The 25,816-nt window shown below is 52.2% G+C and carries 24 protein-coding genes and 1 riboswitch; of the genes, 19 read left to right on the plus strand and 5 right to left on the minus strand.

Annotated features, from left to right (window positions below; all coding sequences use genetic code 11):
- Nucleotides 1-76: 76 nt before the first annotated feature.
- Nucleotides 77-553, minus strand: a complete 477-nt coding sequence (gene lspA, locus F3F96_RS01265; protein ID WP_176961441.1) for a signal peptidase II — start codon at nucleotides 551-553, stop codon at nucleotides 77-79.
- A gap of 567 nt (nucleotides 554-1,120) precedes the next feature.
- Between lspA and mutS the strand changes: the two genes are divergently transcribed.
- From mutS to F3F96_RS01300, 7 genes are all read left to right on the plus strand, one after another.
- Nucleotides 1,121-3,715, plus strand: a complete 2,595-nt coding sequence (gene mutS, locus F3F96_RS01270; protein WP_241697580.1) for a DNA mismatch repair protein MutS — start codon at nucleotides 1,121-1,123, stop codon at nucleotides 3,713-3,715.
- Nucleotides 3,712-4,029: a DUF4156 domain-containing protein gene (locus F3F96_RS01275; RefSeq protein ID WP_176961442.1), complete on the plus strand. Its 318-nt coding sequence runs from the start codon at nucleotides 3,712-3,714 to the stop codon at nucleotides 4,027-4,029. The genes mutS and F3F96_RS01275 overlap by 4 nt, the downstream gene beginning before the upstream one ends.
- 2 nt (nucleotides 4,030-4,031) lie before the next feature.
- Nucleotides 4,032-6,614: a [protein-PII] uridylyltransferase gene (gene glnD / locus F3F96_RS01280; RefSeq protein WP_176961443.1), complete on the plus strand. Its 2,583-nt coding sequence runs from the start codon at nucleotides 4,032-4,034 to the stop codon at nucleotides 6,612-6,614.
- 84 nt (nucleotides 6,615-6,698) lie between these two features.
- Entirely contained in the window at nucleotides 6,699-7,619 is a 921-nt protein-coding gene (locus F3F96_RS01285) for a patatin-like phospholipase family protein (RefSeq protein ID WP_176961444.1), read from the plus strand.
- Nucleotides 7,619-8,299, plus strand: a complete 681-nt coding sequence (locus tag F3F96_RS01290; RefSeq protein WP_176961445.1) for a nucleotidyltransferase family protein — start codon at nucleotides 7,619-7,621, stop codon at nucleotides 8,297-8,299. Before F3F96_RS01285 ends, F3F96_RS01290 begins: the two co-directional genes overlap by 1 nt.
- Nucleotides 8,299-8,757 (plus strand): YaiI/YqxD family protein, encoded by a 459-nt coding sequence (locus tag F3F96_RS01295; RefSeq protein WP_176961446.1) that lies wholly within the window; start codon nucleotides 8,299-8,301, stop codon nucleotides 8,755-8,757. The genes F3F96_RS01290 and F3F96_RS01295 overlap by 1 nt, the downstream gene beginning before the upstream one ends.
- Entirely contained in the window at nucleotides 8,754-9,170 is a 417-nt protein-coding gene (locus F3F96_RS01300) for an HIT domain-containing protein (RefSeq protein WP_176961447.1), read from the plus strand. The genes F3F96_RS01295 and F3F96_RS01300 overlap by 4 nt, the downstream gene beginning before the upstream one ends.
- A 36-nt stretch (nucleotides 9,171-9,206) precedes the next feature.
- On the opposite strand, the gene F3F96_RS01305 is transcribed toward F3F96_RS01300, so the two are convergent.
- Genes F3F96_RS01305 through F3F96_RS01315 form a run of 3 tightly spaced genes read right to left on the minus strand, consistent with a single transcriptional unit; the run spans nucleotide 9,207 to nucleotide 10,514 of the window.
- Nucleotides 9,207-9,779, minus strand: a complete 573-nt coding sequence (locus F3F96_RS01305) for a methyltransferase domain-containing protein (RefSeq protein WP_176961448.1) — start codon at nucleotides 9,777-9,779, stop codon at nucleotides 9,207-9,209.
- Complete coding sequence (locus F3F96_RS01310) at nucleotides 9,780-10,004, minus strand: sulfurtransferase TusA family protein (RefSeq protein ID WP_176961449.1); 225 nt, start codon at nucleotides 10,002-10,004, stop codon at nucleotides 9,780-9,782.
- 21 nt (nucleotides 10,005-10,025) lie between these two features.
- Nucleotides 10,026-10,514, minus strand: coding sequence for a DsrE/DsrF/DrsH-like family protein (locus F3F96_RS01315; protein WP_176961450.1), 489 nt, complete (start codon nucleotides 10,512-10,514; stop codon nucleotides 10,026-10,028).
- Between the two features lie 222 nt (nucleotides 10,515-10,736).
- Here F3F96_RS01315 and F3F96_RS01320 point away from each other — a divergent pair, with 222 nt between their 5' ends.
- Both F3F96_RS01320 and F3F96_RS01325 read left to right on the plus strand, forming a co-directional pair.
- Nucleotides 10,737-11,291, plus strand: coding sequence for a YqhA family protein (locus tag F3F96_RS01320; protein ID WP_176961451.1), 555 nt, complete (start codon nucleotides 10,737-10,739; stop codon nucleotides 11,289-11,291).
- A gap of 98 nt (nucleotides 11,292-11,389) precedes the next feature.
- Entirely contained in the window at nucleotides 11,390-12,034 is a 645-nt protein-coding gene (locus tag F3F96_RS01325) for a YqhA family protein (RefSeq protein WP_176961452.1), read from the plus strand.
- 77 nt (nucleotides 12,035-12,111) lie between these two features.
- Here the strand turns inward: F3F96_RS01325 and apbC are convergent, their stop codons facing one another.
- The gene (gene apbC / locus F3F96_RS01330; protein WP_176961453.1) at nucleotides 12,112-13,185 is read right to left on the minus strand and encodes an iron-sulfur cluster carrier protein ApbC; all 1,074 of its coding nucleotides are present in this window, start codon (nucleotides 13,183-13,185) and stop codon (nucleotides 12,112-12,114) included.
- Between the two features lie 295 nt (nucleotides 13,186-13,480).
- Nucleotides 13,481-13,614, plus strand: a riboswitch (SAM riboswitch).
- A gap of 107 nt (nucleotides 13,615-13,721) precedes the next feature.
- On the opposite strand from apbC, the gene thrC reads away from it, so the two are divergent.
- From thrC to F3F96_RS01380, 10 genes are all read left to right on the plus strand, one after another.
- Nucleotides 13,722-14,972, plus strand: a complete 1,251-nt coding sequence (thrC, locus tag F3F96_RS01335) for a threonine synthase (RefSeq protein WP_176961454.1) — start codon at nucleotides 13,722-13,724, stop codon at nucleotides 14,970-14,972.
- Nucleotides 14,973-15,007: 35 nt separating this feature from the next.
- Nucleotides 15,008-15,286, plus strand: coding sequence for a ubiquitin-like small modifier protein 1 (locus tag F3F96_RS01340; protein WP_176961455.1), 279 nt, complete (start codon nucleotides 15,008-15,010; stop codon nucleotides 15,284-15,286).
- The gene (locus tag F3F96_RS01345) at nucleotides 15,287-15,526 is read left to right on the plus strand and encodes an NIL domain-containing protein (RefSeq protein ID WP_176961456.1); all 240 of its coding nucleotides are present in this window, start codon (nucleotides 15,287-15,289) and stop codon (nucleotides 15,524-15,526) included.
- Nucleotides 15,527-15,644: 118 nt separating this feature from the next.
- The gene (gene cysK / locus F3F96_RS01350) at nucleotides 15,645-16,577 is read left to right on the plus strand and encodes a cysteine synthase A (protein ID WP_176961457.1); all 933 of its coding nucleotides are present in this window, start codon (nucleotides 15,645-15,647) and stop codon (nucleotides 16,575-16,577) included.
- Between the two features lie 101 nt (nucleotides 16,578-16,678).
- Nucleotides 16,679-17,500, plus strand: a complete 822-nt coding sequence (gene moeB / locus F3F96_RS01355) for a molybdopterin-synthase adenylyltransferase MoeB (RefSeq protein ID WP_176961458.1) — start codon at nucleotides 16,679-16,681, stop codon at nucleotides 17,498-17,500.
- 103 nt (nucleotides 17,501-17,603) lie between these two features.
- A complete protein-coding gene (locus F3F96_RS01360; protein ID WP_176961459.1) occupies nucleotides 17,604-19,946 on the plus strand; it encodes a sulfurtransferase TusA family protein in 2,343 nt (780 codons plus the stop codon).
- A gap of 20 nt (nucleotides 19,947-19,966) precedes the next feature.
- The gene (locus F3F96_RS01365; protein ID WP_176961460.1) at nucleotides 19,967-22,600 is read left to right on the plus strand and encodes a DASS family sodium-coupled anion symporter; all 2,634 of its coding nucleotides are present in this window, start codon (nucleotides 19,967-19,969) and stop codon (nucleotides 22,598-22,600) included.
- Nucleotides 22,601-22,604: 4 nt separating this feature from the next.
- On the plus strand, nucleotides 22,605-23,327 hold the full coding sequence (locus tag F3F96_RS01370) for a phosphoadenylyl-sulfate reductase (protein WP_176961461.1): 723 nt from the start codon (nucleotides 22,605-22,607) through the stop codon (nucleotides 23,325-23,327).
- Between the two features lie 9 nt (nucleotides 23,328-23,336).
- Entirely contained in the window at nucleotides 23,337-24,260 is a 924-nt protein-coding gene (cysD, locus tag F3F96_RS01375; protein ID WP_186338866.1) for a sulfate adenylyltransferase subunit CysD, read from the plus strand.
- A gap of 101 nt (nucleotides 24,261-24,361) precedes the next feature.
- Nucleotides 24,362-25,645, plus strand: coding sequence for a GTP-binding protein (locus tag F3F96_RS01380; RefSeq protein WP_176961462.1), 1,284 nt, complete (start codon nucleotides 24,362-24,364; stop codon nucleotides 25,643-25,645).
- The last annotated feature ends 171 nt before the right edge of the window (nucleotides 25,646-25,816 follow it).

Genomic DNA, 25,816 nt, shown 5'->3' on the forward strand with positions numbered 1-25,816 from the left:
ATAGGAAAAAACTTTAGAAATCAGATGGAACAGACCTTCTGATTAAAAGAGCCTGGGCTAAACTGAATGTGTGAATTTAACGCTGTTTGAAACTGGTGATCAGAAGCATCACCACTGCAATCGAGATGCAGGCATCGGCGACATTAAAGGCAGGCCAGTGGTATTCAGTAGCGCCAGAGCGGACATACCAGTCAATGAAATCGACCACATAACCCAGCTGCATACGATCCCAGATATTGCCGACAGCACCAGCCAGAATCAGCACCAGTAGCCATGAGGTGATACCGGCACTCTGGCGCTCCTGCCACCACCAGAAGGCAACGACTACAGCGATAGCAACGGTGACACCGAGCAGTAGCCAGATGCGCACAGCATCGGGAAGATCGGAAAACATCGAGAAGGCAACGCCCGGATTGTAGGCACGGATGATGTTGAAATAACCATCGACAACGACAAAGGCTTTAAAATCGGGCAGCTGAATCCACCACTTGCTGATCTGATCAGCAGCTACAAGCAGAATAAACAGCAGGATTTGATTTCTGGTTCTATTCATTTTCCATTCCTTTAGAGAAGCGCTGATTTATTCAGCGTTTCCGTGCAGGCCACGGACGGCCTGCCAAATCAGGCTCGCAAGCCCTTGATTTGTAAGCAATCGCAAAACCGCGCTTTTGCGATTGCGCGTTGATTACAGGCAGGAGGCCTATTAATCAGCATCTCAATTAGAGACGGGAACGCTCCGATGCTGAGATAGTGAAGTCAACGGCGGGCATGATGATCGGGTGATGTCTGAAAAGATGATCTGCATCACATTTCTCTGTCAATTGGATGCATAAACTAAGCCCTGTTGCGGCATCTCTTTCGCGGTAAAATGGTTAAAGGATGCATGTTATCTGCCGATATAAGATATCAGAAGCGATAGTGCTTTAAAAAATAGCCCGGGCAAATGTGCACCCTTCCCCTTCCCCCCCCCTTCCCCCGCACATTTCCCGGGCTTAAGCATGCCCGGAAAAGATATCAAACGGCCCTGTTTTCACAGTGATTCAAGCAGACTATTCATCTCTTTTAAGCGCCTGCGCAGTTCCTTCTTAAACATCGCCAAACTGCGTGTTACATTGCGGCCATGGCGAAAACAACGGGTCAAACGACTCACACCCCTATGATGCAGCAGTATCTGAAGATTAAATCCGAGAATTCGGACTGCCTGCTCTTTTATCGCATGGGCGATTTCTATGAGATGTTTTTTGAAGATGCCTTAGAGGCATCGAAGATTCTCGACATCACACTGACCAAACGGGGTAAGGCCAATGGCGATGATATCCCGATGGCCGGTGTGCCCTGGCATCAGGCTGAAGGTTATCTGGCTCGCTTGGTAGCTGCAGGCAAGCGGGTCGCCGTGTGTGAGCAGATGGAAGCCCCCGATGGCAGCAAAGGGCCGGTTCGGCGTGAGGTGGTGCGCGTTGTCACCTCCGGCACGATTACCGAGGCAGAGCTACTGGATCAAAGCCGTTCAGCACCGCTTGTCGCCTGCTATCGCAAGGGTGAGGCCTGGGGATTGGCCGCGGTTGATCTCTCATGTGGCCACTGGCGTCTTCTCGAAGGATCAGGTGATCTTCTTCTCGAAGAGCAGCTGGCTGTAATGGCACCGGCTGAACTGCTACTGAGCACATCTGATGAATCCCAACATGTTATGCCTGTGAATCGGCCGGGAGACTGGAGTTTTAGTGCTGATGTGGCACGCGAACAGCTGCAGCAGCACTTTGGAGTCAGTGACTGGGACGCCCTGAATCTTGAAAAACATGAACATGCAGCAGCAGCAATCGGGGCGGTGCTGGTCTATCTCGGGCAGACCCAGAAGTGTGCACTTGAGCACCTCTCTCTGCCGGTATTTGTTGAGCAGGGCAGTGGCATGCGCATCGATATGCGCTCGAGAAGAAACCTTGAGCTCTACTGCTCACTGGCAGGCGACCCCAAGGGTGGTCTGATCCATGTGCTGGATGAGAGCAGAACCCCGATGGGGGCGCGGCTGCTACGGGAGTGGATCGACAGGCCTTTGAGTGATCTGGTGCGACTCAATGATCGCCAGAATGCAGTGCAGGGCCTGCTCGATGACCAGGATACGTTGCAGTCATTGCGCCAGCGCCTTGGCGGCGTGCGCGATATGGAGCGAATGCTGACGCGAATCGTTCTCAACCGCGCCTCTCCGCGCGATTTTCGGGGTTTGACCGAGGCGATCACTGCTTTGCCTGAATTGTACAGGCTGATCGAGGATCGCAGTGGTCTGTTTGCCGGTATGAGCAGTGCCATGCAGGGATTGGAGTCGCTGGCTGCTGAGCTGGATAGCGGCATTGTTGAGGCACCGCCACAGGTGTTCCGCGATGGTGGCGTGATTCGTGAAGGTTTTGATAGTGAGCTGGATCGCCTGCGCGGCCTGGCCCGCGATGCCAACGATTGGCTGCGCGATTATGAGGCACGGGAGCGGGAGAGAACCGGGCTTGCCAACCTGCGTGTGAAATACAACAAGGTGTTCGGTTATTTCATTGAGATATCAAAGGTGCAGGCTAAAGATGCACCGCCTGATTTCGTACGCAAGCAGACACTGGTCAATGCTGAGCGTTTTATTACCGATGAACTGCACAGCTTTGAGTCGGAAATTCTTGGTGCCCGTGATGCAGCGTTAAATCGTGAAGATGTGCTGGTTGAGACTTTACGCAGAAAAGTATGCAGTGCGGCATCAACGATTCAGCAGGCAGCCCAGGCCGTGGCCAGGCTTGATGTGCTCTGCTGCTTTGCCTGGCTGGCCCGCAGTTATAACTATGTACGCCCCGAGGTGCACAACGGACGTAGTATGAAACTGGTGGGTGGGCGCCATCCGGTGGTTGAGCGTTTTCTCGATAGCAATGAACCGTTTGTTGCCAACGATACCCATATGGACCTGAAAAACCGCCGTTTTATGTTGCTGACGGGTCCTAATATGGGTGGTAAATCTACCTATATGCGGCAGGTGGCGTGGATTGTATGGCTGGCACATACCGGCTGTTTTGTGCCTGCGGATGAGGCGCGCATCCCGTTGACCCGGCGCATTTTTACCCGTGTCGGGGCAGGTGATGAGCTGACCAGTGGCAGATCAACATTCATGGTTGAGATGATGGAGACGGCAACCATTCTCAATCAGCTGGAGCCGCGTTCGCTGGTGATTGTTGATGAGATTGGCCGTGGCACCAGCACTTGGGATGGCTTGGCGATTGCATGGTCAGTTGCCGAGCGTTTGATTGCATCTTCTGATGTGCTGACGCTGTTTGCTACCCACTACCATGAGTTGACGGAGCTGCCGGACGAATTTGAAGCGGCATTTAATGCCTCTGTCACGGTGCGTGAGTGGAATGGTTCGGTAATCTTTATGCATCAGGTAATAGAGGATGCCGCCGATCAGTCCTACGGCATTGCTGTGGCGCAGCTGGCAGGGTTGCCGCGTGAGGTGGTCAAACGTGCGCGTGAACACCTTTTCCGTCTTGAACATGGTTCAGAGTTGGCGGCAGAGAGCGGCAAACCGCAGTTGGGCCTGTTTGCTGTAGCGGAGAAAAAACAGCAGGAGCGAGATCTGGAGCGCCTGCGTGAGTTGGAAAAAACGTTGCTGGCCCTTGATGTTGAATCGATGCGGCCGGTTGATGCGTTGATGTTATTGGATCAATTAAAAAACGAGGTAAGTGAATCATGAAAAAATCAGTATGGATGATCCTCTCTGTAGCGTTGCTTGCCGGTGGCTGCACCTGGGTGGAAACTACCGATAGCGGTGCAACGGTCTCAGTTGCCACTTTTGAGCAGGTTAAAACATGCAAAAATCTTGCGAAGGTGACCGTGGCTGTGCTGGATAAAGTTGTCTTTATTCCGCGCTCTGAAGAGAAGGTGGCTGGTGAGTTACAGACTATGGCAAAAAACAGTGCTGCCGAGATGGATGGCGACACCATTGTGGCTGTCAGCAGGGTGATTGATGGTGAGCAGGCATTTAATATCTACCGTTGCGGTAAATAGCCTTGTCTGAAAGAGAGCAGTTGCGCGAGCTCAATGAAGCTGTAGATGCCGCGTTTAAAGCCGGGGCGAGTGGAACGGAGTTGACCGGTTTGATGTGTCGCGGTGTTGATGCACTGTTGATCCGTCTCTGGCAGCAGAAAGCGCCAACAGCCTCCACCTCTGTTGATCTGGTGCTGGTCGGTGGCAATGGTCGTGGCGAACTGGCTCCTAAATCTGATTGGGATATGTGGTTTCTGGTCTCTGGCGAGTGTTCTCAGGTTGTTGAAGAGGAGATGCAGGCATTTCTTCTGGCACTGTGGGATATGGGGGCCAAGATCGGCCATGCCGTGCGCAGTGTCAAAGAGTGTCTGGAGCATGTGAAAGAGGATTGGAACAGCGCCACTGCGGCATCAGAATCACGCCTTTTGACTGGTCCCGGCGAGCGCTATGAAGAGCTGCAACGAGGGCTGGATAAGTTTTTTAAGAAAAAGCGCAAGGCATTTGTGGAGGCGAAACTCTCCGAGGTCAAAGCGCGTCATGCCCGCACCGGTGGTACAGCCTTCTGGATGGAGCCCGATATCAAAGAGGGCAAAGGCGGTCTGCGTGATGTGCAGTCGGTATTCTGGATGGCCAAGGTCTGGTACGGCTGTGACAATATTGCTGAACTGGTGGAGAAGGGGGCGATCTCGACACGTGAACGTGACGGCCTGTTAAGTGCCCAGGATTTTCTCTGGCGCTGCCGGACTGGTCTGCATCTTGAGATGCGCCGCCCATCTGATCGCCTTGGTTTTGAACAGCAGGCTCTGCTGGCAGAGCTGATGGGTTATAAGCCGATCCCGCCCAGGCCTGCCGTTGATGCCTTTATGAAAGAGTACTTTCGACATGTCGGTCGCATATCGCGCGTCTCCAGTCTTCTTTACATGCACTTCAGAGAGCAGTTAAATCCCCGGCTTTTTGCTTTTAAAAAGTCGGTTAATCACGGATTTATTCTTGAAGGTAAACGCCTGAGTATTGCCGATGATCGTGTGTTCAAAGATGAGCCATTGCGCCTGCTGCGCATTTTCAGGGAAGCGCAGAAGGGTAAACGTCGACTCTCCAGTCGGGCGCTCAGGCAGATCCGGGCCGATGTCTTGCTGATTGATGATGCCATGCGCGATGATCCGGTGGCACAGCGTATATTTATGAAAATTCTGCGCAGTAAACGCAATGTGCAGTGGGCGCTCAGGCAGATGCACGATACCGGTGTGCTGGGCCGCTTTATCCCTGAGTTCCGAGAAGTGGTGGGGCTGGGGCAGTTTAATCAGTATCACGCTTTTACTGTTGATGAACACACCATTCGAGCCGTCGGTGAAGCACGCAATTTCTTTCATCGTGATCGCTATGTGCGGCTGCCGCTGGCACATGAAGTGTGCCACAAGATCAACCGCCCCGAACTGCTCTATATTACCATTCTTTTCCATGATATCGCCAAAGGACTACCGGGTGATCACTCTGAGGTAGGGGCCGTGATGGCGCGCAGGTTCTGTGAACGCATGAACCTTGATCTTGATGCAGTGGAGCTGGTGGAGTGGCTGGTCAGAGAACATCTGTTGATGGCAGTAAAAAGTCAGCGTTTTGATCTCTCTGATCCGGAAGTGATTCGAGCCTTTGCTGAGCGGGTTGGCAATCAGAGCAGATTGAACTATCTGTTGCTGTTGAGCATCGCTGATATCTCTGCCGTGGGGCCCAATGTCTGGAATGACTGGAAGGGATCACTGTTGGCTGAACTCTACCGTTTAACCGAAAGTTATTTCCTAAGCGATGAAACACTGAATGAAACCGCAGAACGCCTCTATCAGACACGTGTGCGATCAGTGCTGGATAGTGTGAAAGATGCTGATGAGGAGGCTATCAAGGCCGCTCTTGGCCAGATGTCACGGCAGTGTGTGATGCATTTTCCACCGCGCCAGTTGACCGATATCGTACCATTGATTGCCGATTCAGATGGCAATGCGGTGAAGTTCTGGGTTGATAATGATCGCAGTGAGACGCTTTTCTATATCGTGGGCCATCCGCGTCCGGGGATGTTTGCCGCTTTTGCCGCGGCGCTAACCTCAGGCCATGCCAGTATCCTGGCAGCGCAAGCCTATATGCTGAATGATGGCCGTGTGCTGGATGTATTTCATCTGCAGGGCAGACATGGTGCTCCGTTTAATGTGTTGAGTGATCTGGAGAGGTTGCAGGAGCGTGTTGAGAAGCTGCTTGATAGTGAGGTGTTGCCGCAGCTTGTCATCAATAAAAAGTTCAAGGTGAGTCTGTTAATGCGCAATGTGCCGGTGCGTGTGCGTGAATTGCCTCAGGCCTCATTCCGTGAAACTGCCATTGAAGTCTCTACTGCGGATCAGCCACGTCTATTGGCACGACTGGCTGATGCGATTGCTAAGCAGGGTTATTCACTACATGGCGCTTCGGTCTCCACCTTTGGTGAACGGGCTGTCGATGTCTTCTTTATTACATGCAATGATTCCGGCCCGCTTGCGACTGATCAGATAAGGGTTTTATGTGATAAACTCTGTGAGGTTGCTGCACTGCCAGCAAGCGAATCAGATCAACGGGTGTTGATCTGATTCGCGCGATAGTTGAAAAAAAGAGTCGTTCAACGGGTGCAGTTGTCACAACGCCCTCAGTGGTTTTAAGGAGTTGAAATAGAGATGAACCTGCTTGATCGCATCTTTGCTGCTCGCCAGGAGAAAAAACACGGGTTTGTACTGGCTCTTGGTGGTGGCGGTGGTCGTGGCCTGGCCCATCTTGGGGTGCTTGAGGTGCTTGAAGAGCACAAACTCAGACCGGATGCGATCATTGGCTGCAGTATCGGAGCACTGTTCGGGGCGATGTATGCGATTGAGCCGGATGCCAGAAAAGTGATGGCTCGAACCATGGATATTATCTCGCATGAATCCTTTTCCAGACTCTCCCTGCCAGAACTTGATGGGGAGGGACCTGAGGATCAGAGCTGGCTCTCCAGGCTTACCGCTGCGGCCAAGCAGTCAATCATGTTAACGCGGGCAGCGACGGATCGATCCATTGCCGATACCGATGCCCTGATCGATATCGCATTTGCTTTCTGTGGCGGTGAATCGTTCAGTGATGCCAAAATTCCCCTCTATATCACGGCCGTTGAGTTTCCCAGCGGCGAGTGCCAGATATTTTCAGTCGACTCGCATGTCAAACTGCCTTGTGCGATTGCCGCAAGCATGGCGATCCCGGGTGTGTTTGATCCGGTACATGTTGGTGGCAAAAAGTATGTTGATGGCGGTGTGGCTTCTGACCTTCCCGTGATCGAAGCGCAGATGGTGGCCCGCCCTCATCAGCTGGTGGTTGCGGTAAATGTCGGGTCAAGACCGCGCAACGATATTGAGCCGAGTAATGTCTACGGCATGCTCGACTGGTCCACACAGGTTAAATCCTTTCACCTGCGCAAGGCCAATCGGGATCATGCCGATGTGGTGATTGAGCCGCTGGTCGGCTTTACCCAGTGGAATGATTTCAGTAATCCTGAGCAGGAGATTGATCGTGGACGGCAAGCGGCATATGAGAAGATGCCTGAATTGATCAAAAAGCTGCAACAGTGATGGATCAGCGAGTAGAGAGAGCTGTCGTGTTGGCAGCAGGGCTTGGAACACGCCTGAAGTGGCTGACCAACAGTCGCCCCAAAGCACTGATGCAGGTGGGCGGGGAACCGGCCATCATCCATGTGATTCGCTCACTGGTTTCGCAGGGTATCCACGATATTGCGGTGAATGCGCATCATCATGCAGACATTCTGAAGTCCTACCTTGGTGATGGTAGCCGGTTTGGCTGTCGCATTCGCATCAGTTATGAGCCGTTGCTGCTCGATTCCGGTGGTGGCGTAAAGCAGGCACTAGAGTTTCTGCCCGGCAGTGGCCCTGTCGCAGTCTGCAATGCTGATGTATTGAGCAGTCTTGACCTGAAACGGTTAAGTGCCGTTCTTCCCGAGGGCGGAGCAGCCATTGGGCTTGTGACCAATCCTACTCACCATCCTGGGGGAGATTTTGCCCTGAATGGAGTCAAGGTAATGAGCGAAGGCGAAACACGTTTCACATTCTCCGGCATTTCGGTTTGGGATGAAAAGGTGTTTGATGGTTTTGAAACGGGCTCTGTTTTTTCTCTGGTGCAACCCATGCGTGAACTGATAGCGAAAGGATTATGTGCCGGAGCGAAACATGATGGCTACTGGTACGATATCGGTCGTCCAGCCGATCTGATGCGTGCTAACAGGCGATACCGCTGATGCGTATCTGGATTGATGCCGATGCCTGCCCCAAAGTGATCAAAGAGATTCTCTATCGCGCTGCAGAGCGTGTGCAGATTCCCTTAACGCTGGTGGCAAATATGAAGTTGCAGTATCCGAAATCAGAGTATATCGATTCGGTTCATGTGGCTGCCGGAGCCGATGTGGCTGATGCCTATATCGTTGATCATTGCGAACCGGGCGATCTTGCCATTACCGCCGATATTCCACTGGCTGCAGGCATGATCGAGAAGGGTGGCTTCGCACTCAATCCAAGAGGCGAGCTCTATACTCCTGATAATGTGCGCAGGGCGTTAAGTGTTCGCAATATGATGGATGAGATGCGCGGCAATGGCGTGATCACAGGTGGCCCGCCGCCTTTCAATCAGGCAGACCGCATGGCCTTTGCTAATCAGTTTGACCGTTTTATTACCAAGCACCTAAAGGGGCAATTATGATTCTGCATCCGCAACTGGAAAAAGACTGTTTTGTCATCGGCCGCTTGCCGCTTTGTCTCCTATTGTTGATTAACGATGCCAACTATCCATGGTTTATTCTCGTGCCACAGCGCGAAGGCATCACCGAAATCCACCAGCTCTCGGATGAAGATCAGCAACAGCTGATGCGCGAATCTTCGCAACTGGCTGCAGTCATCGAAAAAGAGTTCAACGCGGATAAAATCAATATTGCAGCACTCGGTAACATGGTGCCGCAACTGCACATTCACCACATTGTCCGCTACAAGTCCGACCCCGCCTGGCCTGCGCCTGTATGGGGCAAAGTAGAAGCCATTCCTTATCTGGATGAAGAGGTTAAAATATTAAGCTCACACTTGGCTCAGTCACTGACCGGAGCTGGTCTAAAAATCTAAATTTAATCACAGGCCGTTGTGCCTGTTTTAGAACTACTATTTGCGTTGAATTAAATGCGCCATTTCATGACGGCCAGATGGGTGTGCGACTGCATCGCCTTCTGATTCAGGCCACTGCCAGCGTGAAGCATCAAATAGCGGTTTCATCTCAGATAGATCGCAGTGGAAGGGTGGGCCGCCTTCGGCACCGGTTTGCATAAACAGAGCCAGTAGTTGGCCGCCGGGTTTGAGGTGGTTGTGCAACCATTGTTCGTACTCTTTCCACTGGCTGGGTTGAATCGCACAGAGGCATGTCTGCTCGTAGATAGCATCAAAGGGGGGGAGCTCAATCTCGAAGAGGTCACCGTGAATCAGGGTGGCGGTAAGCTTCTCTTTTTCCAGCATGGCCTGCATGTGATCAATGGCAGGTGTCGCAATATCGACAGCGGTTACGTCAAAACCACGACGGGCCAGTTCAATCACCTCATGGCCACGGCCACAACCGGGCACAAGGATGCGGCAGGGCTGCAGCTCTTTAAGCCAATCCAGAAGGGCAGGGCTGGCACTGCCACGATCCCAGCCGGTCTCATTGTTGTGGTATTTTCCTTCCCAGAATGCCCTGACTGTCATTTACTTTTCGATGACCAGCATATGTTTGCCGGCCTCATCGGTGGGTTCATTGGAGAGTACCTTGAAACCCTGTTCTTCACATGAACGAGGAACATTCTGCAGCGGTTCGCCCTCGTTAAGCAGAACTTCCAGCTGCTCACCTGTATTGATCTGGGCCAGTTTCAGCTTCACCTTCACAAAGGTCATCGGGCAGGTCTCGCGGGTAATATCGAGGAAATGTTTCATGGTTGTTAAGTCCTATAGTCCCTAAATAAAGATAATGTGGGCGTTTTCGGATTCGTTGAGGAAGGTGGCTACACCAGCGACATCCTGCACCTCTTCGATCATGTCGCTTTTACCAACCTCAAGAATGTGCATGGCCATTTCACAGGCAACGATACGAATGCCGAGGGCATGGGCAGCTTCAACCAGTTCAGGAAGGGTGGCGACATTATGTTTTTTCATCATGCCGGTCATCAGTTTGGGGCTGGCACCGAAGAAGTTGAGGCGTGAAAGCGGCAGGTTATTCAAGCCTCCCATCAGGAAGTTGAAGGCCTTGGCCATGATGCTCTTACCTGTAGCAGCACGTCCCTTATTCTTCTTCAGAGCGTTAAGACCCCAGAAGGTGAAGAACATGGTTACTTCACGGTTGGTGGCAGCTGCACCGGTGGCAATGGTGAAGGCAGCAACGATCTTGTCGAAATCGCCGGAGAAGCAGACGATGGATACTTTTTTCTTATCAGTGGGCAGGGTCAATGTTTCACCTCCGTTATTAGTAGGGCGGCGAAACCTAGTCGTTGATGGAAAAAGGGCAAACAGGATTAAAATTAAAGTCCGCGTAGAAATTGACGATATATGCCTGACGCAATTGATTATCTATTATCAAAACCAGAAATGAACTTAGTTTGTAAATGGCTATTTCACGGCGTGGTTGGCTCATGTTTTGCTTAGGGCTGTTTGTCTGGGGGAAATGAATTTATGTTAAAAAAATTAGAAGATCGATCGGCGCTTGAAGCTGCGTTTGAAAGCAGTCTGTGGAACTCCCGCTGGGCAGTTCTTGTTGCCGTAATCAGTAGTGTTATCGCTGCGCTGCTGATGTTTTACATCGCCGGTGTTGATACCTTTTATACGATAGAGCATCTGGCCAGCTATGCCGCGAATGATGATTATGGTGAACGTGGTGAGATCAGAGCTGAAGCTGTTGCCCAGGTGGTAGAGATTATTGATATCTTTCTGCTAGCGATTGTGTTGCTGATCTTCGGGTTGGGTCTTTACGAGCTCTACATCAGTAAAATCCATCATGCCTATGAAGATGGCAATGACGCTTCAGACCATCTCCTCTCTATTGACAGTCTGGATGATCTGAAGTCACGCCTGGGTAAGGTGATTATGATGATCCTGATCGTGAAGTTCTTCGAGCTGGCGATCGGTATGGAGGTTGATGATACCACGGCCCTGTTGATGTTTGCTGGTGGCGTGTTGATGAGTGCTGCAGCGCTGGTGCTGACAGAGATGGCAACCCGCAGTAAGTAGCAGGTTTGTGCAGTAGTCAGAGTGTTGAGTTGGGTAAAGTGAAATGAAAAAACCAGGGCTCAGCTTTATGAGTCAGGCGATTTATCTTGTGAGGAATCATGGAAACACCTAAAAAATCAGCATTCTCAAACGGCTTTGAACAGGTCTTATGGACATCCCGATGGGCGGTACTTCTCGCTGTGGTATGTAGTATTGGCGCTGCAATGATTATGTTTTATATCTCGGCAGTTGATACCTTTTATGCGGTAGATATGCTGAAAGAGTATTATCTGCTGGACTCTCCTGAGGCTCGAGGGGTGATGCGAGCAGAGGCAGTTGGTATGGTGGTCAAGGTGATCGATATCTTCCTACTGGCGATTGTATTGATGATTTTTGGCTTGGGCATGTATGAGCTCTACATTAGTAAGATTGACCATGCTTATGGAGAACATGATACATCAGCTGAGCATATGCTTTCGGTGAATAATCTGGATGATCTGAAATCGCGCCTTGGTAAAGTGATTATGATGGTGCTGATTGTGAAGTTTTTCGAGATGGCGATTGGTATGGAGATTGATGGCATCAAGGATCTGATGATCTTCTCTGCAGGTATCCTGCTTATTGGTACAACGCTGTATGTGACTGAACGTGCTTCACGTAAAAAAGGTGAGTGGAAAACCCGCGCATCTGATCGCAGCGGTGTGCCTGACAAGCGTCGCGTAGAAGGCGGCGGTGGCGGCAGCAGGGAAGATCGCCGCTCTTAGGATGTTTTAAGGCGATCCGAACTCATTTGAATCAAAGGCGTGCAGTTTACTGCACGCCTTTTTTATTATTGGCGTAATTAACCCTGAAAGGTGACTGGGATATCGATCTTGCGACTGTTTTGAATGCTGACCTTACGGGCAACATCTCCGGCCAGTTTTTGATAAATCGCGGCCTGTTCCGACTCCGGGAACGCGGCAACGATAGGGGTTCCTTCATCTGCTTTCTCACGGATTTTAATGTCCAGCGGGATATGGGCCAGCAGTTCGGTGTTGTACTCCTGACTCAGGCGCTCTGCGCCCCCTTCAGCAAAAATAGCACTGGATTCGCCGCAATGCGGGCAGATGAATTGACTCATGTTTTCAACAATGCCGAGTGCAGGCACACGCGCCTTGCGGAACATCTCAATGCCTTTACGGCAGTCGAGCAGGGCGATGTCCTGCGGTGTGGTCACCAACACTGCGCCTGTGACAGGCACCTTCTGGGTCAGGGTGAGTTGTGCATCGCCGGTTCCCGGCGGCATATCGACAAACAGGTAATCGAGTTCACCCCATGCCACATCGGTGAGTAGCTGGTTCAGGGCGCTGGCTACCATCGGGCCGCGCCAGATCATCGCTTGATTATCTTCAACCAGATAACCGATGGATATGGTTTTCACACCATAGTTCTCCAGCGGCTGGATGGTTTTGGTCTCATAATTGATCTCCGGCTTGTAACCGGCAAGCCCCATCATGCGAGGGATGGAGGGTCCATAGATATCGGCATCCAGCAGGCCAACTCGGGCACCAGTCTGGGCCATGGCAACGGCAAGGTTTACCGCTGTAGTTGATTTACCCACACCACCTTTGCCCGATGCGATGGCAACAATGTTGGCCACACCCGGGATATGATCCTTGCTCTGAGCGGCTGTAGTCTTCGAACTCATGGTGATATCCACCTTCTCAATGCCCGGCAGTGCAGTTACTGCCGCATCAGCCTGAGAGCGGAACTCCTCTTTAACAGGGCAGGCCGGGGTGGTCAGTTCAATCGTGAATGCAACGTGGCCACCGTCGATGGTGATGTTTTTTACAAAGCCAAGCGAGACAATGTCTTTCTTGAAATCAGGATCGATGATCACGGAGAGTGCTTTGAGGATGTCGGTTTCTGTGATCATGAGGGCTCCTGATGGTTAAAGGCAATGCAGGCGGCATCGTGTGAATCCCCGTTAGATGTGTCAAGAACTGGGCTTTTACGGGTAAACAGGGAGTAGAAGCAGAACGCCCCGCCCGGATGAACCGAACGGGGCGCTGCCGCGTCTTAAGTATAGGGAGGGGAAAGACGCGGCTCGAGAGGACAAATCTCAGGCAAACACCTAACGATAATGTGGGTATATGTCAAACAGTGGTGAACAACAACGCTTGCCTTTTGTGAAAGTGACATGATAATTCGCCGCTACATATTTTGATCCGGCTTTATCCAGAGCGGTGGAGGGTTACAGGCCCTGTGAAACTGCGGCAACCGGCCAAGAGATATCTTTGATAACTTTTGGAGAATGGTGCCAATGCCTGCCCGATGTGAGTAATCACGGAGGGAGCGATGATGGCGGGTTGTTCGTAAAGGGCATTCCTATGCCCTATGCATGACAACCTTCGCATCTATCGCGGAGGTTTTTTTATTTCTGGATGCGCCTGAAAAAACGGAGTATCTATAATGAGTGAAAGTATCGTTCGAGCGTTGAAATGTCGTGAATGCGGGCAGGAGTATCCGATTGAGCCTACGCATGTATGCGAGTTCTGCTTTGGCCCGCTTGAAGTGGCCTACGATTATCACAAGCTGGAGGGTAAATTTACCCGTGAGCTGATCGAGTCTCGTCCGCAGACCATGTGGCGCTATAAAGAGCTGCTGCCGATTGATGGTGAGCCAACTGTCGGTGCACAAAATGGTTTTACACCGCTTGTTCGTGCAAAGCGTCTTGAAAAAGTGCTTGGTGTTAAAGAGCTCTATATCAAGAACGATTCAGTCTGCTATCCAACCCTCTCCTTTAAAGATCGCGTGGTTTCCGTGGCCCTCTCCAAAGCTGTTGAGTTTGGTTTTACCACAGTGGCCTGTGCCTCTACCGGCAACTTGGCCGGTTCGGTTGCCGCTAATGCGGCCGCAGCAGGGTTGGAGTCCTACGTATTTATTCCACATGATCTGGAGCAGGGCAAGGTGCTCGGTGCGGGTATCTTCGGCACCAATATCATTGGCATCAAAGGTAAATATGACGATGTGAATCGTCTCTGTTCTGAAGTGGCCGGCAAATATGGCTGGGCCTTTGTGAATGTGAATGTGCGTCCGTTTTATGCTGAAGGCTCCAAGTCGCTGGCTTATGAGGTGATGGAGCAGCTGGGCTGGAAAGCACCGAAACATGTGGTTGTGCCGATGGCATCCGGTTCGCTCTGCACCAAGGTGGATAAGGCGATCAAGGAGTTCATCAAGCTTGGTCTGATCGAAGACAATGGCACCGCGGTCTATGGTGCGCAGGCGACAGGCTGCTCACCGATCTCCAAATCTGTGAAAGATGGAACCGATATGATCCATCCTGTGCATGCCGATACGATCGCCAAATCACTGGCTATCGGTAACCCTGCTGACGGCTTCTACGCTAATCGCGTTATTAATGAGTCTGGCGGCTGGGCTGAAGATATCTCTGATGAAGAGGTGGTGGCTGCCATGAAGCTGCTGGCTGAGACTGAAGGCATCTTTGCCGAAACTGCAGGCGGTGTAACGCTGGGCTGTGCAATGAAGATGATTGAGTCCGGAAAATTGCCTCGCGATGAGTCCATTGTACTCTGCATTACAGGCAACGGCCTGAAGACTCAGGAAGCGATAGTGGATGCGATCACCAAACCGCGTATTATCAACGCCAGTTTAAAAGAGTTTGATCTGTTGGCGGAAGCTGACGGCGTGGCTGACGCATAAATTTATTAAGATTTTATTTGTAACAGGAGAGAGAAATGAGTGTATCTGTACGTATTCCAACCCCGCTGCGTAAGCTGACTGCTGGCGCTGATGAAGTGACCGTCGATGGCGCAACTGTCGGTGATGTGATTGAAAGCCTCGAGGCTGCACATCCCGGCCTGAAAGAGCGCCTGTGTGATGATGCCGGTGAAATCCGCCGCTTTGTAAATGTTTATGTGAACGACGAAGATGTTCGTTTTCTTGAAGGTCGCGCTACTGCTCTGAAAGATGGTGATGAGCTCTCCATCGTTCCGGCCATTGCAGGCGGCTGCTAAATGAAATTCCGTGTTTATCTGACCTTTGACGAGGCGACCGTTCGTGCTCCGATTATCTGGCAGCTGGGCAAAGAGTTTGATCTGATTACCAATATCCGCACGGCTGAGGTGAGGGATCATATGGGTCTTGTCGGCCTTGAGCTTGAAGGCAACAACGATGTGATCGATGCCGCGGTGAAGTGGCTGGGTGAGCAGGGTGTTCAGGTTGACCCGATTGAACAGAGCATCATAGAGGGCTAGGAACCACTAAGACACAGAGGCACAAAGAAAACCAATCTTGATATTTACTTTGTGTCTTCGTGCCTTTGTGGCGAAAAAATCTCTGGTGAGAAGTTTGTGGTGAAGATAGGAGTTTGAAATGGCAATTTTTAATAATGCTGCAGAAGCAATTGGTAATACCCCGCTGGTTCGTCTGAACCGGATCGGTGCTGATAGTGGTGCTGAAATTGTGGCCAAGCTGGAGTTTTTTAATCCGCTGAATTCGGTGAAAGATCGTATTGGTAAAGCGATGATCGAAGCGGCCGAGGCTGATGGACGCCTTAAAGCCGGTGGTCTGATTGTTGAGCCGACCAGTGGCAATACCGGTATTGCTCTGGCCTTTGTGGCTCGTGCCAAGGGTTACCGCTGTATCCTGACGATGCCTGAGTCGATGAGTCTGGAGCGCCGTAAGCTTCTTAAGCTACTGGGTGCCGAGCTTGTGCTTACGCCTGCAGAGAAGGGCATGAAGGGTGCAATTGCCAAGGCTGAAGAGATTGCCTCGACTACTGAAGGCGCATTCCTGCCTCAGCAGTTTGAAAACCCTGCCAACCCTGAGATTCACCGCAAAACCACGGCTCAGGAGATCTGGTCTGACTGTGATGGCAACGTTGATGCGATTGTTGCAGGCGTCGGCACCGGCGGCACGATCACCGGAGTTGCAGAGGTGCTCAAGCAGCGCAATCCGAATTTTAAGGCAATTGCCGTTGAGCCTGCTGATTCACCCGTGATTTCAGGTGAAGCGCCCGGCCCTCATAAAATTCAGGGTATCGGCGCAGGTTTTATTCCGAAGAACCTGAACGTCGATATTATTGATGGTATTGAGAAGGTCACCAATGATGAGGCCTTCGAGATGGCTCGCCGTCTTGCTGCTGAAGAGGGTATTCCCGGTGGCATCTCATCCGGTGCAGCCGTAATGGCTGCAGTACGTGTAGCCAGCAAGCCTGAGATGAAGGGTAAGCGTATCGTGGTAATTCTGCCATCCATGGCTGAGCGTTATATGTCCACCGACCTGTTCAAAGGCATCGAAGTTTGATTTTTTTGTGAGGTGTCAGGGGTAAGGCGCCAGGTGTAGCTGTTGGTTGCGCTTACGCCCTACCCTTTACTCCTCACTCCTTACTCCTCACGAGGTTATTCATGATTGATTTTACAGAAGCACAGATCGAGCGCTATTCGCGCCATATTATTTTGCCGGAAGTCGGTGCCGAGGGGCAGAGCAAGCTGCTTGAGTCCAAGGTGTTCATGATCGGTGCAGGTGGGCTGGGTTCGCCCGTCGCCTATTATCTGGCTGCCGCCGGTGTCGGCACCATTGGTATCGCCGATGCTGACGTGGTGGATTCGTCCAACCTGCAGCGCCAGATTATTCATAATCAGGACCGCATTGGCATGCCCAAGGTGGAGAGTGCGCGTGAGACAATGCAGGCGCTGAACCCGGATGTGAAGGTCAATACCTACAACTATTTTGTTACCGAAGATAATATTCGCGACATTATTCGCGACTATGATCTGGTGATTGATGGCTGTGATAATTTCCCGACCCGTTTCCTGGTCAATGATGCCTGTTACATGGAGAAGATTCCGCTGATTTCCGGTGCAATGTTCCGCTTTGAAGGGCAGGTGGCGACATTCAAACCACATCAGGTGAAAGGCGCACCTTGCTATCGCTGCCTCTATCCTGAGCCACCACCGGCAGGTCTGGTTCCATCATGCTCCGAAGCGGGAATCTTAGGTGCCCTGGCCGGTGCTGTGGGCACCATTCAGGCCGTTGAAGCGGTGAAAGAGTTGCTTGGTATCGGCGATTCTCTGGCCGGTAAGCTGATGGTTTTCGATGCACTGCGTATGGAGTGGAAGAAGCTGAAGCTGCGTAAGGATCCGGGTTGCCCGCTATGCGGTGATAATCCAACCATTACAGAGCTGGCTACCTATGAGCAGGCTTGTGAATTGAAGTTTGGTGAGTAGATATTTTATTACCGCAGAGGACGCAGAGGACGCAGAGGAAACCAGAAACAGGTTTATTTCTTCGTGTACTCTGTGTTCTTCGTGGTGAGTCTGAGGTTATAAAATGACAGAATTTGATTTCGCACACACATCCGATGTCGATGAATTTGAGGCTGGTTACAAGGCGTTCAAAGAGGGGCGTATGTCCGAAGAGCGGTTTACACCGTTTCGTCTGCAGATGGGTGTTTACGGTCAGCGTCAGGAGGGTGTGCAGATGGTGCGGGCCAAACTGCCCGGTGGCTGCATTACAGCAGATCAGATGGATGTTATTGCCGAGTGCGTTGAGCTCTATGCCGGGCGTATGCCAACAGATGGCACGCTGACTGAGGCGCCTGAGAAGGTGGCGCATGTGACGACGCGTCAGGATATTCAGGCCAACTTCGTTGCGCTTGATGATGTGCCGGAATTTCTGCGCAAGCTTGATGCTGCAGGGATGACCACACGTGAGGCGTGCGGTAATACCGTACGCAATGTCACCACCTGTTTTCTGGCAGGTCGCTGCCCGGCTGAACATGCCGATGTGACCATTCATGCCCGTAAATTCGCAGAGTTCTATCTGCGTCATCCGCTGGGCCAGCAGTTTCCACGCAAATTCAAGGTGACCTTCTCCGGTTGCGCCAGCGATTGCGGTCTTTCAGGCATGCACGATGCCGGTTTTATTGCCACGCACAAAGATGGTAAAGCCGGTTTTCAGGTGTGGGCGGCCGGTGGTCTCTCATCCCAGCCTATGGGCGCACTGCTACTGGAAGAGTTTATCGAAGAGTCGGAGCTGTTTGTGGTCGGTGAAGCGTTGATGCGCATGCACTTTAAATACTCCGATCGCAAACGCCGTGCCCGTGCACGTTTGAAATATGTGGCCCAAAAACTTGGTGCAGAAGGTTTTGTCGAGGAGTACAGAAAACAGCGTGCAGTGATCGAGAAGACCCATGCTGATGATTCAGGTTATGCAGAGGCAAACTGGCGCACACCTACTGCAGCGATGCCATTTGCTGACTCAGGTGTGGTGGATCAGCACAATGGTAAATCCGCCATCCTGCTCAATCTGTTCCGTGGTGATCTGACACCGGATCAGTGCCGTGCCGTGGCCAATGCCGCACGCGCTGCCGCAACCGATGAGCTGCGTGTGACTACTGAGCAGGGCATGGTGCTCTGCGATGTTGATGCTGAAAATGTTGCTGCCGCAGTGGCTATTCTTAATACTGCAGGGTTGCAGACTGAGTATGCACGTGGCATCTCCGATGTTGTGGCGTGCCCCGGCACTGAGACCTGCCGTCTTGGTATCACCTCAAGCCGCGGTCTTGCTGCAGCGCTGCAGCCGTTGATGGCCGATCTGAAGAAGGACACTGCGTTGGCCGGTATCACAGTTAAGGCATCCGGCTGCCAGCACTCCTGTGGTCGTCACCATATTGCTGATCTCGGTTTCCACGGCATGGCCAAGAAGGTGGCCGGTCAGGCTGTACCTCACTACCAGCTGCATGTGGGTGGTTCAGGCGTTGCCGGTTCTCCGTTGGCCTTTGCGACCGATCCTGTGCCGGCTAAATATGCACCGGAAGCGGGTATTGCTGTGCTGAATGCCTATAAAGCGGGCCGCAGTGGTGATGAAAGCATGCACGACTGGGCCACGCGCTTGGGCAAAGAGGGTATCTCAGAGATTCTGACGCCATTTAAGGCTGATGCCGGTGAAGTTGAAGGATTGATCTACGACTGGAGCGAGAACGAAGCATTTAATACCAAGGGCAACAAGAAGGGTGAGTGTGCCGGAGCGGTACTATCGATGTCTGACGCGCTGATCTCTGAAGCCGAGTACGAGCTGTTGATTGCGCGTGCCCATCTTGACGCGATGTTCTGGGCGGAAGCGCTGACCGCGCTGCGTCGCTCCTCTATCTCTGCAGCACGTGCTTATCTGGTGCCTTATGGTGAAGCACCTGAAGAGGATAGCGCTGTCTTTGGTCTGCTGGCGGCGAATGCTGCTGCGGATGCTGATGTGATTGCCGGCCTCAATGCTGTGCAGTCGGCTCTGATGAATATCGATCTGGCTGATCCGGGTGCCGGGGTGACCAAGCTGAAAGAGGTGCAGAGCGCATGGGTAGCACTGGCTGCTAAACGTTTTGCGGCCGTACCTGAAGCAGTAGAAGCGACTGCACAAGCTGAAACTTCAACCGAAACCTCTGCCGATGTTGTGCTGCTCGATCTCTCCGGTGTGGCATGTCCGATGAACTTTGTGAAAACCAAGATCAAGCTGACCATGATGCCTGTCGGCTCGCTGCTGGACGTGATTCTTGATGATGGCGCACCGATTGAGAATGTTCCGCTCTCCCTTATTGAGCAGGGGCAGAAGATTCTCGCTAAAGAGCAGATCTCTGATACTCAGTGGAAAATCCGGGTAGAGAAGATCGGCAGCATCTAAAAGTCGCGATAACTGATACGATGACAACACTGAATCCATTTGCCAATCCGGGCCGCTGTAAGCTGGCGCTGGTAAGTCAGGGTGTCTCCCTGCCGGATGGTCTGCAGGGTGCCTCGCACTGGGTTGCGCAGGCCAATGCCACCGAATCAGTGATCGATATCAGGTTACCATCCGGCCATTTTGCTACGGTGCCTGTGGCCCAACCCTATACGAAGAGTAGTTCGATTCAGCTCAGGCAGCAGGATAGTGATGGCAATGCTTGTCTGCATTGGGGTGATGAAACGCTGGATGTGCAGCTTCTGCCTGCACCACGTTTTTACCGTAACAAAACACGCTCCGGTGCCCGCATGGGTAGCTTTGCCTCACTGCATGAGAACCTGCTGATGCTGCACCCGATTATGGGCTGTGGTTTTTTTGCCGGGCAGAATCTGGCCTGTCACTACTGCCAGTATGATTCGATGCTTAATGAAGATGAGCCGCCGATGCGCGATCCGCTTGAGTTGGTGGAGGTGGTGCGTGCCGCGCTCTCAGAGCGTGAAATTGATACGGTCTATCTCTACAACGGTTTTGCACCGGGTGATGATGTAGGTCTGTCCAGATTGGTACCGGTCATTGCTCTGCTCAGGCGTCATCTTGGCCATCGACAGATTGCCCTGGAGACCGTTGCGCCGAAAGACACCTCGGTAATTGATGCGCTCTATGCTGCTGGTCTGGATATTTTTGTCTGCAATCTGGAAGTGCACGATGCCGAGCGCTTTGCAGAGGTGTGTCCCGGCAAAGAGCAGGTGGGTGGTCAGGTAGCAATCTGGAAGGCACTGGACCATGCCCGTCAGGTATTTCGTGGCGGCGCAGTAGTGAGTCATCTGATTGTTGGTCTGGATGATGTGGAATCAACCAAGAAGGGCATCGATGCGCTGATCTCGCATGGCGTTGTGCCGCTGCTACAGCCGTTCAGGCCGCTGCCGGGAACTCCGCTGGAGGGGCAAGTTGGACCTTCACTGGAAGAGATGGAGGAGCTATTCCTGCACCTCTATGGTGCCATCAGTGCTGCAGGATTCTCGACACATCGGCTGCGCCATATGGGGCGTGTGTTAACGCCAATGGAGAGTCGTGTTCTTGATGGCCGAGAGGCGATGCTTAGTGAACGCTGGGTCTCCTCATCCATAGGGCGTCACTGGGACGGCTGGATGGATGGCCTGCGCCGCCATCTGCGTGCCGGTCACGGCGAAGGTGATGAAACCCTTCTGGATCGCAGACCGATGCATGTGTTGCTGGCTGGCGAGGCGCTGCCTTTTGCCGCTCTGGTTGTGGTAGCACTGCTGGCCTTTGCTGCAGGAAACATGGATGCACCCCAAGGACTGAGTCAGCACGGCTGGAGCTCGTTGATTGTCTTTGCGCTGTGTCTGCTGCTATGGGTGACACAGCTGCTGCCGCTGGCGGTGACGTCACTGTTGGGGCTGGCGCTATTGCCTCTGCTGGGTGTGTTGCCGGCAACCAATGTCTTTGCTCTGTTTGGCAATCCGGCTGTGTTTTTCATTCTGGGCGCTTTTATGCTGGCGGCAGGAGCGATGCAGAGCGGCCTCTCTGAGCGCATGGCACTGCTGACCATCGATCGCTTTGGCACCAGTCCGCGCCGCTTGCTGCTGACGATGTTGCTGTTGCCTGCCTTTATGGCCTGTTTCATGCCTGAACATGCTGTGGCAGCGCTGTTTTTGCCGATAGCCTGGGAGATTGTGCGCAGCCTTGGACTTAAGGCGGGCAATGGTTATGCCCAGTCGATCTTTTTTGCACTGGCCTGGGGCGCGATCATTGGTGGTGTGATCACCCTGCTTGGTGGTGCCCGTGGGCCGCTGGCATTGGCGCTGACCGAAGAGCTGACCGGAGAAACCTTTTCGTTTGCAGACTGGACGCTGGCAGCAGCACCCATTGCACTTTCCGTGTTGTTTGTTTCAGCACTGGTTTTGATGCGCATTACACCTCTGGTTGGTATCGACATCTCATCTGCGCGCCAGCGCATCTCGTTGCGCAGGCTTGAGCTGGGTGATTTCGACATCAAATCGAAAGCGATGGCGGTTCTGCTTGTGGTTACCATGCTGGCCTGGATCTTAGCCGGGCACTCCAGTTCACTGGCTGGCATTGCTCTGATCAGCGTTGTATTCATGTTTGCCCTGCGTCTGGTGAGCTGGCGAGCGGTTGAGAAGCATGTCAACTGGGGCGTGGTATTGATGTACGGCGGTGCGATCGCCATTGGTAAAGCATTGACCGTGACCGGGGCAGGTATCTGGCTGGCGGCATCAATTTTCCCTGAAAGCGTAGCAGGACTGGCCCTGCTGGCCCTGCTGGCGCTGATCACGCTCTTTTTCACTGAAGGGGTCAGTAACGCGGCAGCTGTGGCCATTGTTCTGCCGGTAGCCATCCCCATTGCGGCCGCAGCTCAGATCGATCCTGTCACGGCGGCACTGGCTGTGGGCATTGTCTCCGGCTTTGCCTTTATGCTGCCGATGGGCACGCCGCCAAATGCGATGATTTTCGGTACAGGTTATGTGCGCGCTTCACATATGCTGCGTTACGGGGCACTACTCTCCCTGGCAGCATTTGTACTATTTATGATCACAGTGTCGGTCTGGTGGCCTATGCTGGAAAGGATTGGGTAACAACATGAGTGTTTTAGTTGAACAGGCGGTAAGCCTGTTGAAACAGGCCAAAGAGGCCCATGGTGATGGTCTTGTCTACCCGTGTAGCATGGGTCTTGAAGGCTCAGTCATGGTGGATCTGATCAGTAAATATGGGCTTGATATCCCTATCATGACACTTGATACCGGACGACTGCCGCAGGCGACCTATGATGTGATCAGTGCCTTTGAGGATCGTTACGGCATCCGTGTCAGGGTTCTGTTCCCCGATTGCCATGAAGTGGAAGCGATGGTTCGTGAAGATGGGGTAAATCTGTTTAGAAGGTCGCCGGAGCTTCGCAAGAAGTGCTGCGATATTCGTAAACTACGGCCATTGATGCGGGCACTGGAAGGCAAACAGGCGTGGATCACCGGCAGGCGTCGCCAGCAGTCAAAGGGGCGCTCTGATCTGCAGTCGATAGAGATTGATGTGGTGTATGGCTTGAAAAAATATAATCCGCTGCTGGAGTGGAGCCTTGATGATGTGGAGGCGTATGTGCGTGAGAATGATCTGCCGTACAACAAACTTCACGATGCCCACTATCAATCCATTGGCTGTGAATGCTGCACCCGTGCGATTACGGTAGGTGAAGATGAACGGGCCGGTCGCTGGTGGTGGGAAAATAGTGATGTGGCGGCAGAGTGCGGCCTGCATGTTATGAGCATTAAACAGGTAACCGGCGACATTGAAGGCGGCGAAGGAATTTAGGAGAAAGAGATGTCTGAAAGCAATATATCAGAACATAAACTGACACAGCTCAAGGCGCTGGAGGCGGAGTCGATTCATATCATCCGCGAAGTGGTGGCGGAGTTCCGTAATCCCGTGATGCTCTATTCGGTGGGTAAGGATTCCAGTGTGATGTTGCATCTGGCGCGTAAGGCTTTTTACCCTGCGCCGTTGCCTTTTTCGCTGCTGCATGTGGATACCGGTTATAAGTTCAAAGAGATGTACGAGTTTCGTGACAGCTACTGTAAAGAGGTTGGTGCGGATCTGATTGTGCGTCGTAACGAGGATGCCATTGCCAGGGGTATGAATCCGAAAGAACATGGTGTGGCTCGTTGCTGTGGTGCGTTGAAGACCAAGGGTCTGTTGGATGCGCTGGAAGAGGGCGAATATGATGCGGCCTTCGGTGGTGCGCGTCGTGATGAAGAGCGAAGCCGAGCCAAGGAACGTGTTTTCTCCATGCGTGATGAGTTCGGTCAGTGGGATCCTAAGAATCAGCGGCCTGAGTTGTGGAGTCTCTATAATGGCAAGATCCATGATGGTGAATCGGTGCGTGTATTTCCGATCTCCAACTGGACTGAGATGGATGTATGGCTCTATATCCGCGAAGAGAAGATTCCGATTGTGCCACTCTACTTCGCCAAAGAGCGGTTGATGGTGGAACGCAAAGATTTTCTCATTCCCTATTATGAAGAGACCAAAGACCAGCTACTTGAAGGCGAAGAGCCTACTATGGTGATGAGTCGTTTCCGTACCCTGGGTTGCGGGCCTTGTACGGGAGCTGTGCGCTCGGATGCTACCAATATGGATGAGATTGTGATTGAAGCTGCTGCGGCACGTCGTTCGGAACGTGAAACGCGCATCATCGATCACGGTTCGAATTCGATGGAAGACAAAAAGAAAGAAGGCTATTTCTAGGGATTTATTTACCACGAAGGACACGAAGAGCACGAAGGTTAAATACCTTATGTTTTCTTCGCGAACTTCGTGTTCTCTGTGGTGAGAATGGGGTTTAAAAAATGACTAAATTGAATATTAAGATGACTAAGGAGATCGAGCTGCTGCGACTGGTGACAGTGGGCAGTGTGGACGATGGTAAATCGACATTGATCGGTCGTCTTCTCGTTGATACCAAGGGTGCATTCGAGGATCAGCTTCTGGCCGTACGCAAGAAGAAAGGCACGGTGCATATCGCTTCGGCTGCCGAGATTGATCTGGCCATGCTGACCGATGGCCTCTCCGCTGAGCGTGAGCAGGGCATCACCATTGATGTGGCTTACCGCTATTTTGCTACGCCAAAACGCAAGTTCATCATGGCTGATTGTCCCGGGCATGAGCAGTACACCCGCAATATGGTGACCGGTGCCTCCACCGCCAGTGCGGCGATTATTCTGATTGATGCACGTAACGGTGTGATGCCGCAGACCAAACGTCATACCCATATTCTGGGACTGCTTAACATCCCTCACCTGATTGTAGCGATAAACAAGATGGATCTGGTTGGCCACGATCAGGCAACCTATGAGAAGATTCGTGAAGATATGCAGGCCTACTGCGCCAAGCAGGGTGTGAAAGATCTGATCTGCCTGCCGATGTCGGCACTTGATGGTGATATGGTTGCCGTTCGCGGTAAGAATCTGGACTGGTATAAAGGCAAAACACTGCTGGAGACACTGGAGACACTGCCTGCGCTGGGTGATATCGATAACAAGCCGTTCCGTATGCCTGTGCAGTTGGTGAATCGTCCACAGACCGCAGATCTTCCTGATTACCGTGGCTTTATGGGCACGATTGCTTCAGGTACGGTTAAAGTCGGTGACCAGATCGTATCTGTACCGAGCGGTAACACTTCAACAGTCAAAGAGATTGTCACTTTCGATGGTAATCTGGATGAAGCATTCGCACCGCAGAGTGTGACGTTGACGCTCAATGATGAGATCGATATCTCACGTGGAGATATGATCACCCATGTCGATGACAAGGCGATGGATGCCAAAGAGCTGACTGCCAATATCTGCTGGATTGGCGATGAGCCGTTGACCGAACGTCAGAAGTACATCGTTAAACATACCACCAATAGTGTCAAAGCGATGGTGGCCAGTATCGATTTCAAGACCGACATTCATACGCTGGATCATCAAGAGGATGCAACAGAGCTGGCCATGAACGAGATAGGCCAGATCACTCTGAAGCTGATGAAACCACTACACTATGATACCTATGCTGAGAATCGCACGACCGGCAGCTTTATCCTGATTGATACCTTTACCAACAATACCGTTGGTGCAGGTATGATTATTTGATCGCTGTTGTGAACTGATCATGAAAGAGGAGGCCCTAGCCTCCTCTTTTTGTTGCTAGAGAGTGCCACTCCCTGCGATGTGTTTACTTATTGGGGCCTAAAGTATTTGGTTCTTGTATTGTATCGGCAGACTGCTAGCGGGGGATCAATAGGATTTTAAAACCAGGCATTG

Source organism: Mariprofundus sp. NF (genome assembly GCF_013387455.1).
GTDB lineage: Bacteria > Pseudomonadota > Zetaproteobacteria > Mariprofundales > Mariprofundaceae > Mariprofundus.

Coding starts and splice junctions, on each gene's coding strand:
- F3F96_RS01275 (WP_176961442.1), top strand. CDS start 3,712: ATGAAAAAATCAGTATGGATGATCCTCTCTGTAGCGTTGCTTGCCGGT.
- F3F96_RS01370 (WP_176961461.1), top strand. CDS start 22,605: ATGAGTGTTTTAGTTGAACAGGCGGTAAGCCTGTTGAAACAGGCCAAA.
- F3F96_RS01310 (WP_176961449.1), bottom strand. CDS start 10,004: ATGAAACATTTCCTCGATATTACCCGCGAGACCTGCCCGATGACCTTT.
- F3F96_RS01380 (WP_176961462.1), top strand. CDS start 24,362: ATGACTAAATTGAATATTAAGATGACTAAGGAGATCGAGCTGCTGCGA.
- mutS (WP_241697580.1), top strand. CDS start 1,121: ATGGCGAAAACAACGGGTCAAACGACTCACACCCCTATGATGCAGCAG.
- moeB (WP_176961458.1), top strand. CDS start 16,679: ATGATTGATTTTACAGAAGCACAGATCGAGCGCTATTCGCGCCATATT.
- F3F96_RS01305 (WP_176961448.1), bottom strand. CDS start 9,779: ATGACAGTCAGGGCATTCTGGGAAGGAAAATACCACAACAATGAGACC.
- F3F96_RS01290 (WP_176961445.1), top strand. CDS start 7,619: ATGGATCAGCGAGTAGAGAGAGCTGTCGTGTTGGCAGCAGGGCTTGGA.
- F3F96_RS01365 (WP_176961460.1), top strand. CDS start 19,967: ATGACAACACTGAATCCATTTGCCAATCCGGGCCGCTGTAAGCTGGCG.
- lspA (WP_176961441.1), bottom strand. CDS start 553: ATGAATAGAACCAGAAATCAAATCCTGCTGTTTATTCTGCTTGTAGCT.
- F3F96_RS01320 (WP_176961451.1), top strand. CDS start 10,737: ATGTTAAAAAAATTAGAAGATCGATCGGCGCTTGAAGCTGCGTTTGAA.
- F3F96_RS01285 (WP_176961444.1), top strand. CDS start 6,699: ATGAACCTGCTTGATCGCATCTTTGCTGCTCGCCAGGAGAAAAAACAC.
- F3F96_RS01345 (WP_176961456.1), top strand. CDS start 15,287: ATGAAATTCCGTGTTTATCTGACCTTTGACGAGGCGACCGTTCGTGCT.
- F3F96_RS01295 (WP_176961446.1), top strand. CDS start 8,299: ATGCGTATCTGGATTGATGCCGATGCCTGCCCCAAAGTGATCAAAGAG.
- F3F96_RS01325 (WP_176961452.1), top strand. CDS start 11,390: ATGGAAACACCTAAAAAATCAGCATTCTCAAACGGCTTTGAACAGGTC.
- F3F96_RS01360 (WP_176961459.1), top strand. CDS start 17,604: ATGACAGAATTTGATTTCGCACACACATCCGATGTCGATGAATTTGAG.
- thrC (WP_176961454.1), top strand. CDS start 13,722: ATGAGTGAAAGTATCGTTCGAGCGTTGAAATGTCGTGAATGCGGGCAG.
- F3F96_RS01340 (WP_176961455.1), top strand. CDS start 15,008: ATGAGTGTATCTGTACGTATTCCAACCCCGCTGCGTAAGCTGACTGCT.
- cysD (WP_186338866.1), top strand. CDS start 23,337: ATGTCTGAAAGCAATATATCAGAACATAAACTGACACAGCTCAAGGCG.
- F3F96_RS01300 (WP_176961447.1), top strand. CDS start 8,754: ATGATTCTGCATCCGCAACTGGAAAAAGACTGTTTTGTCATCGGCCGC.
- cysK (WP_176961457.1), top strand. CDS start 15,645: ATGGCAATTTTTAATAATGCTGCAGAAGCAATTGGTAATACCCCGCTG.
- apbC (WP_176961453.1), bottom strand. CDS start 13,185: ATGATCACAGAAACCGACATCCTCAAAGCACTCTCCGTGATCATCGAT.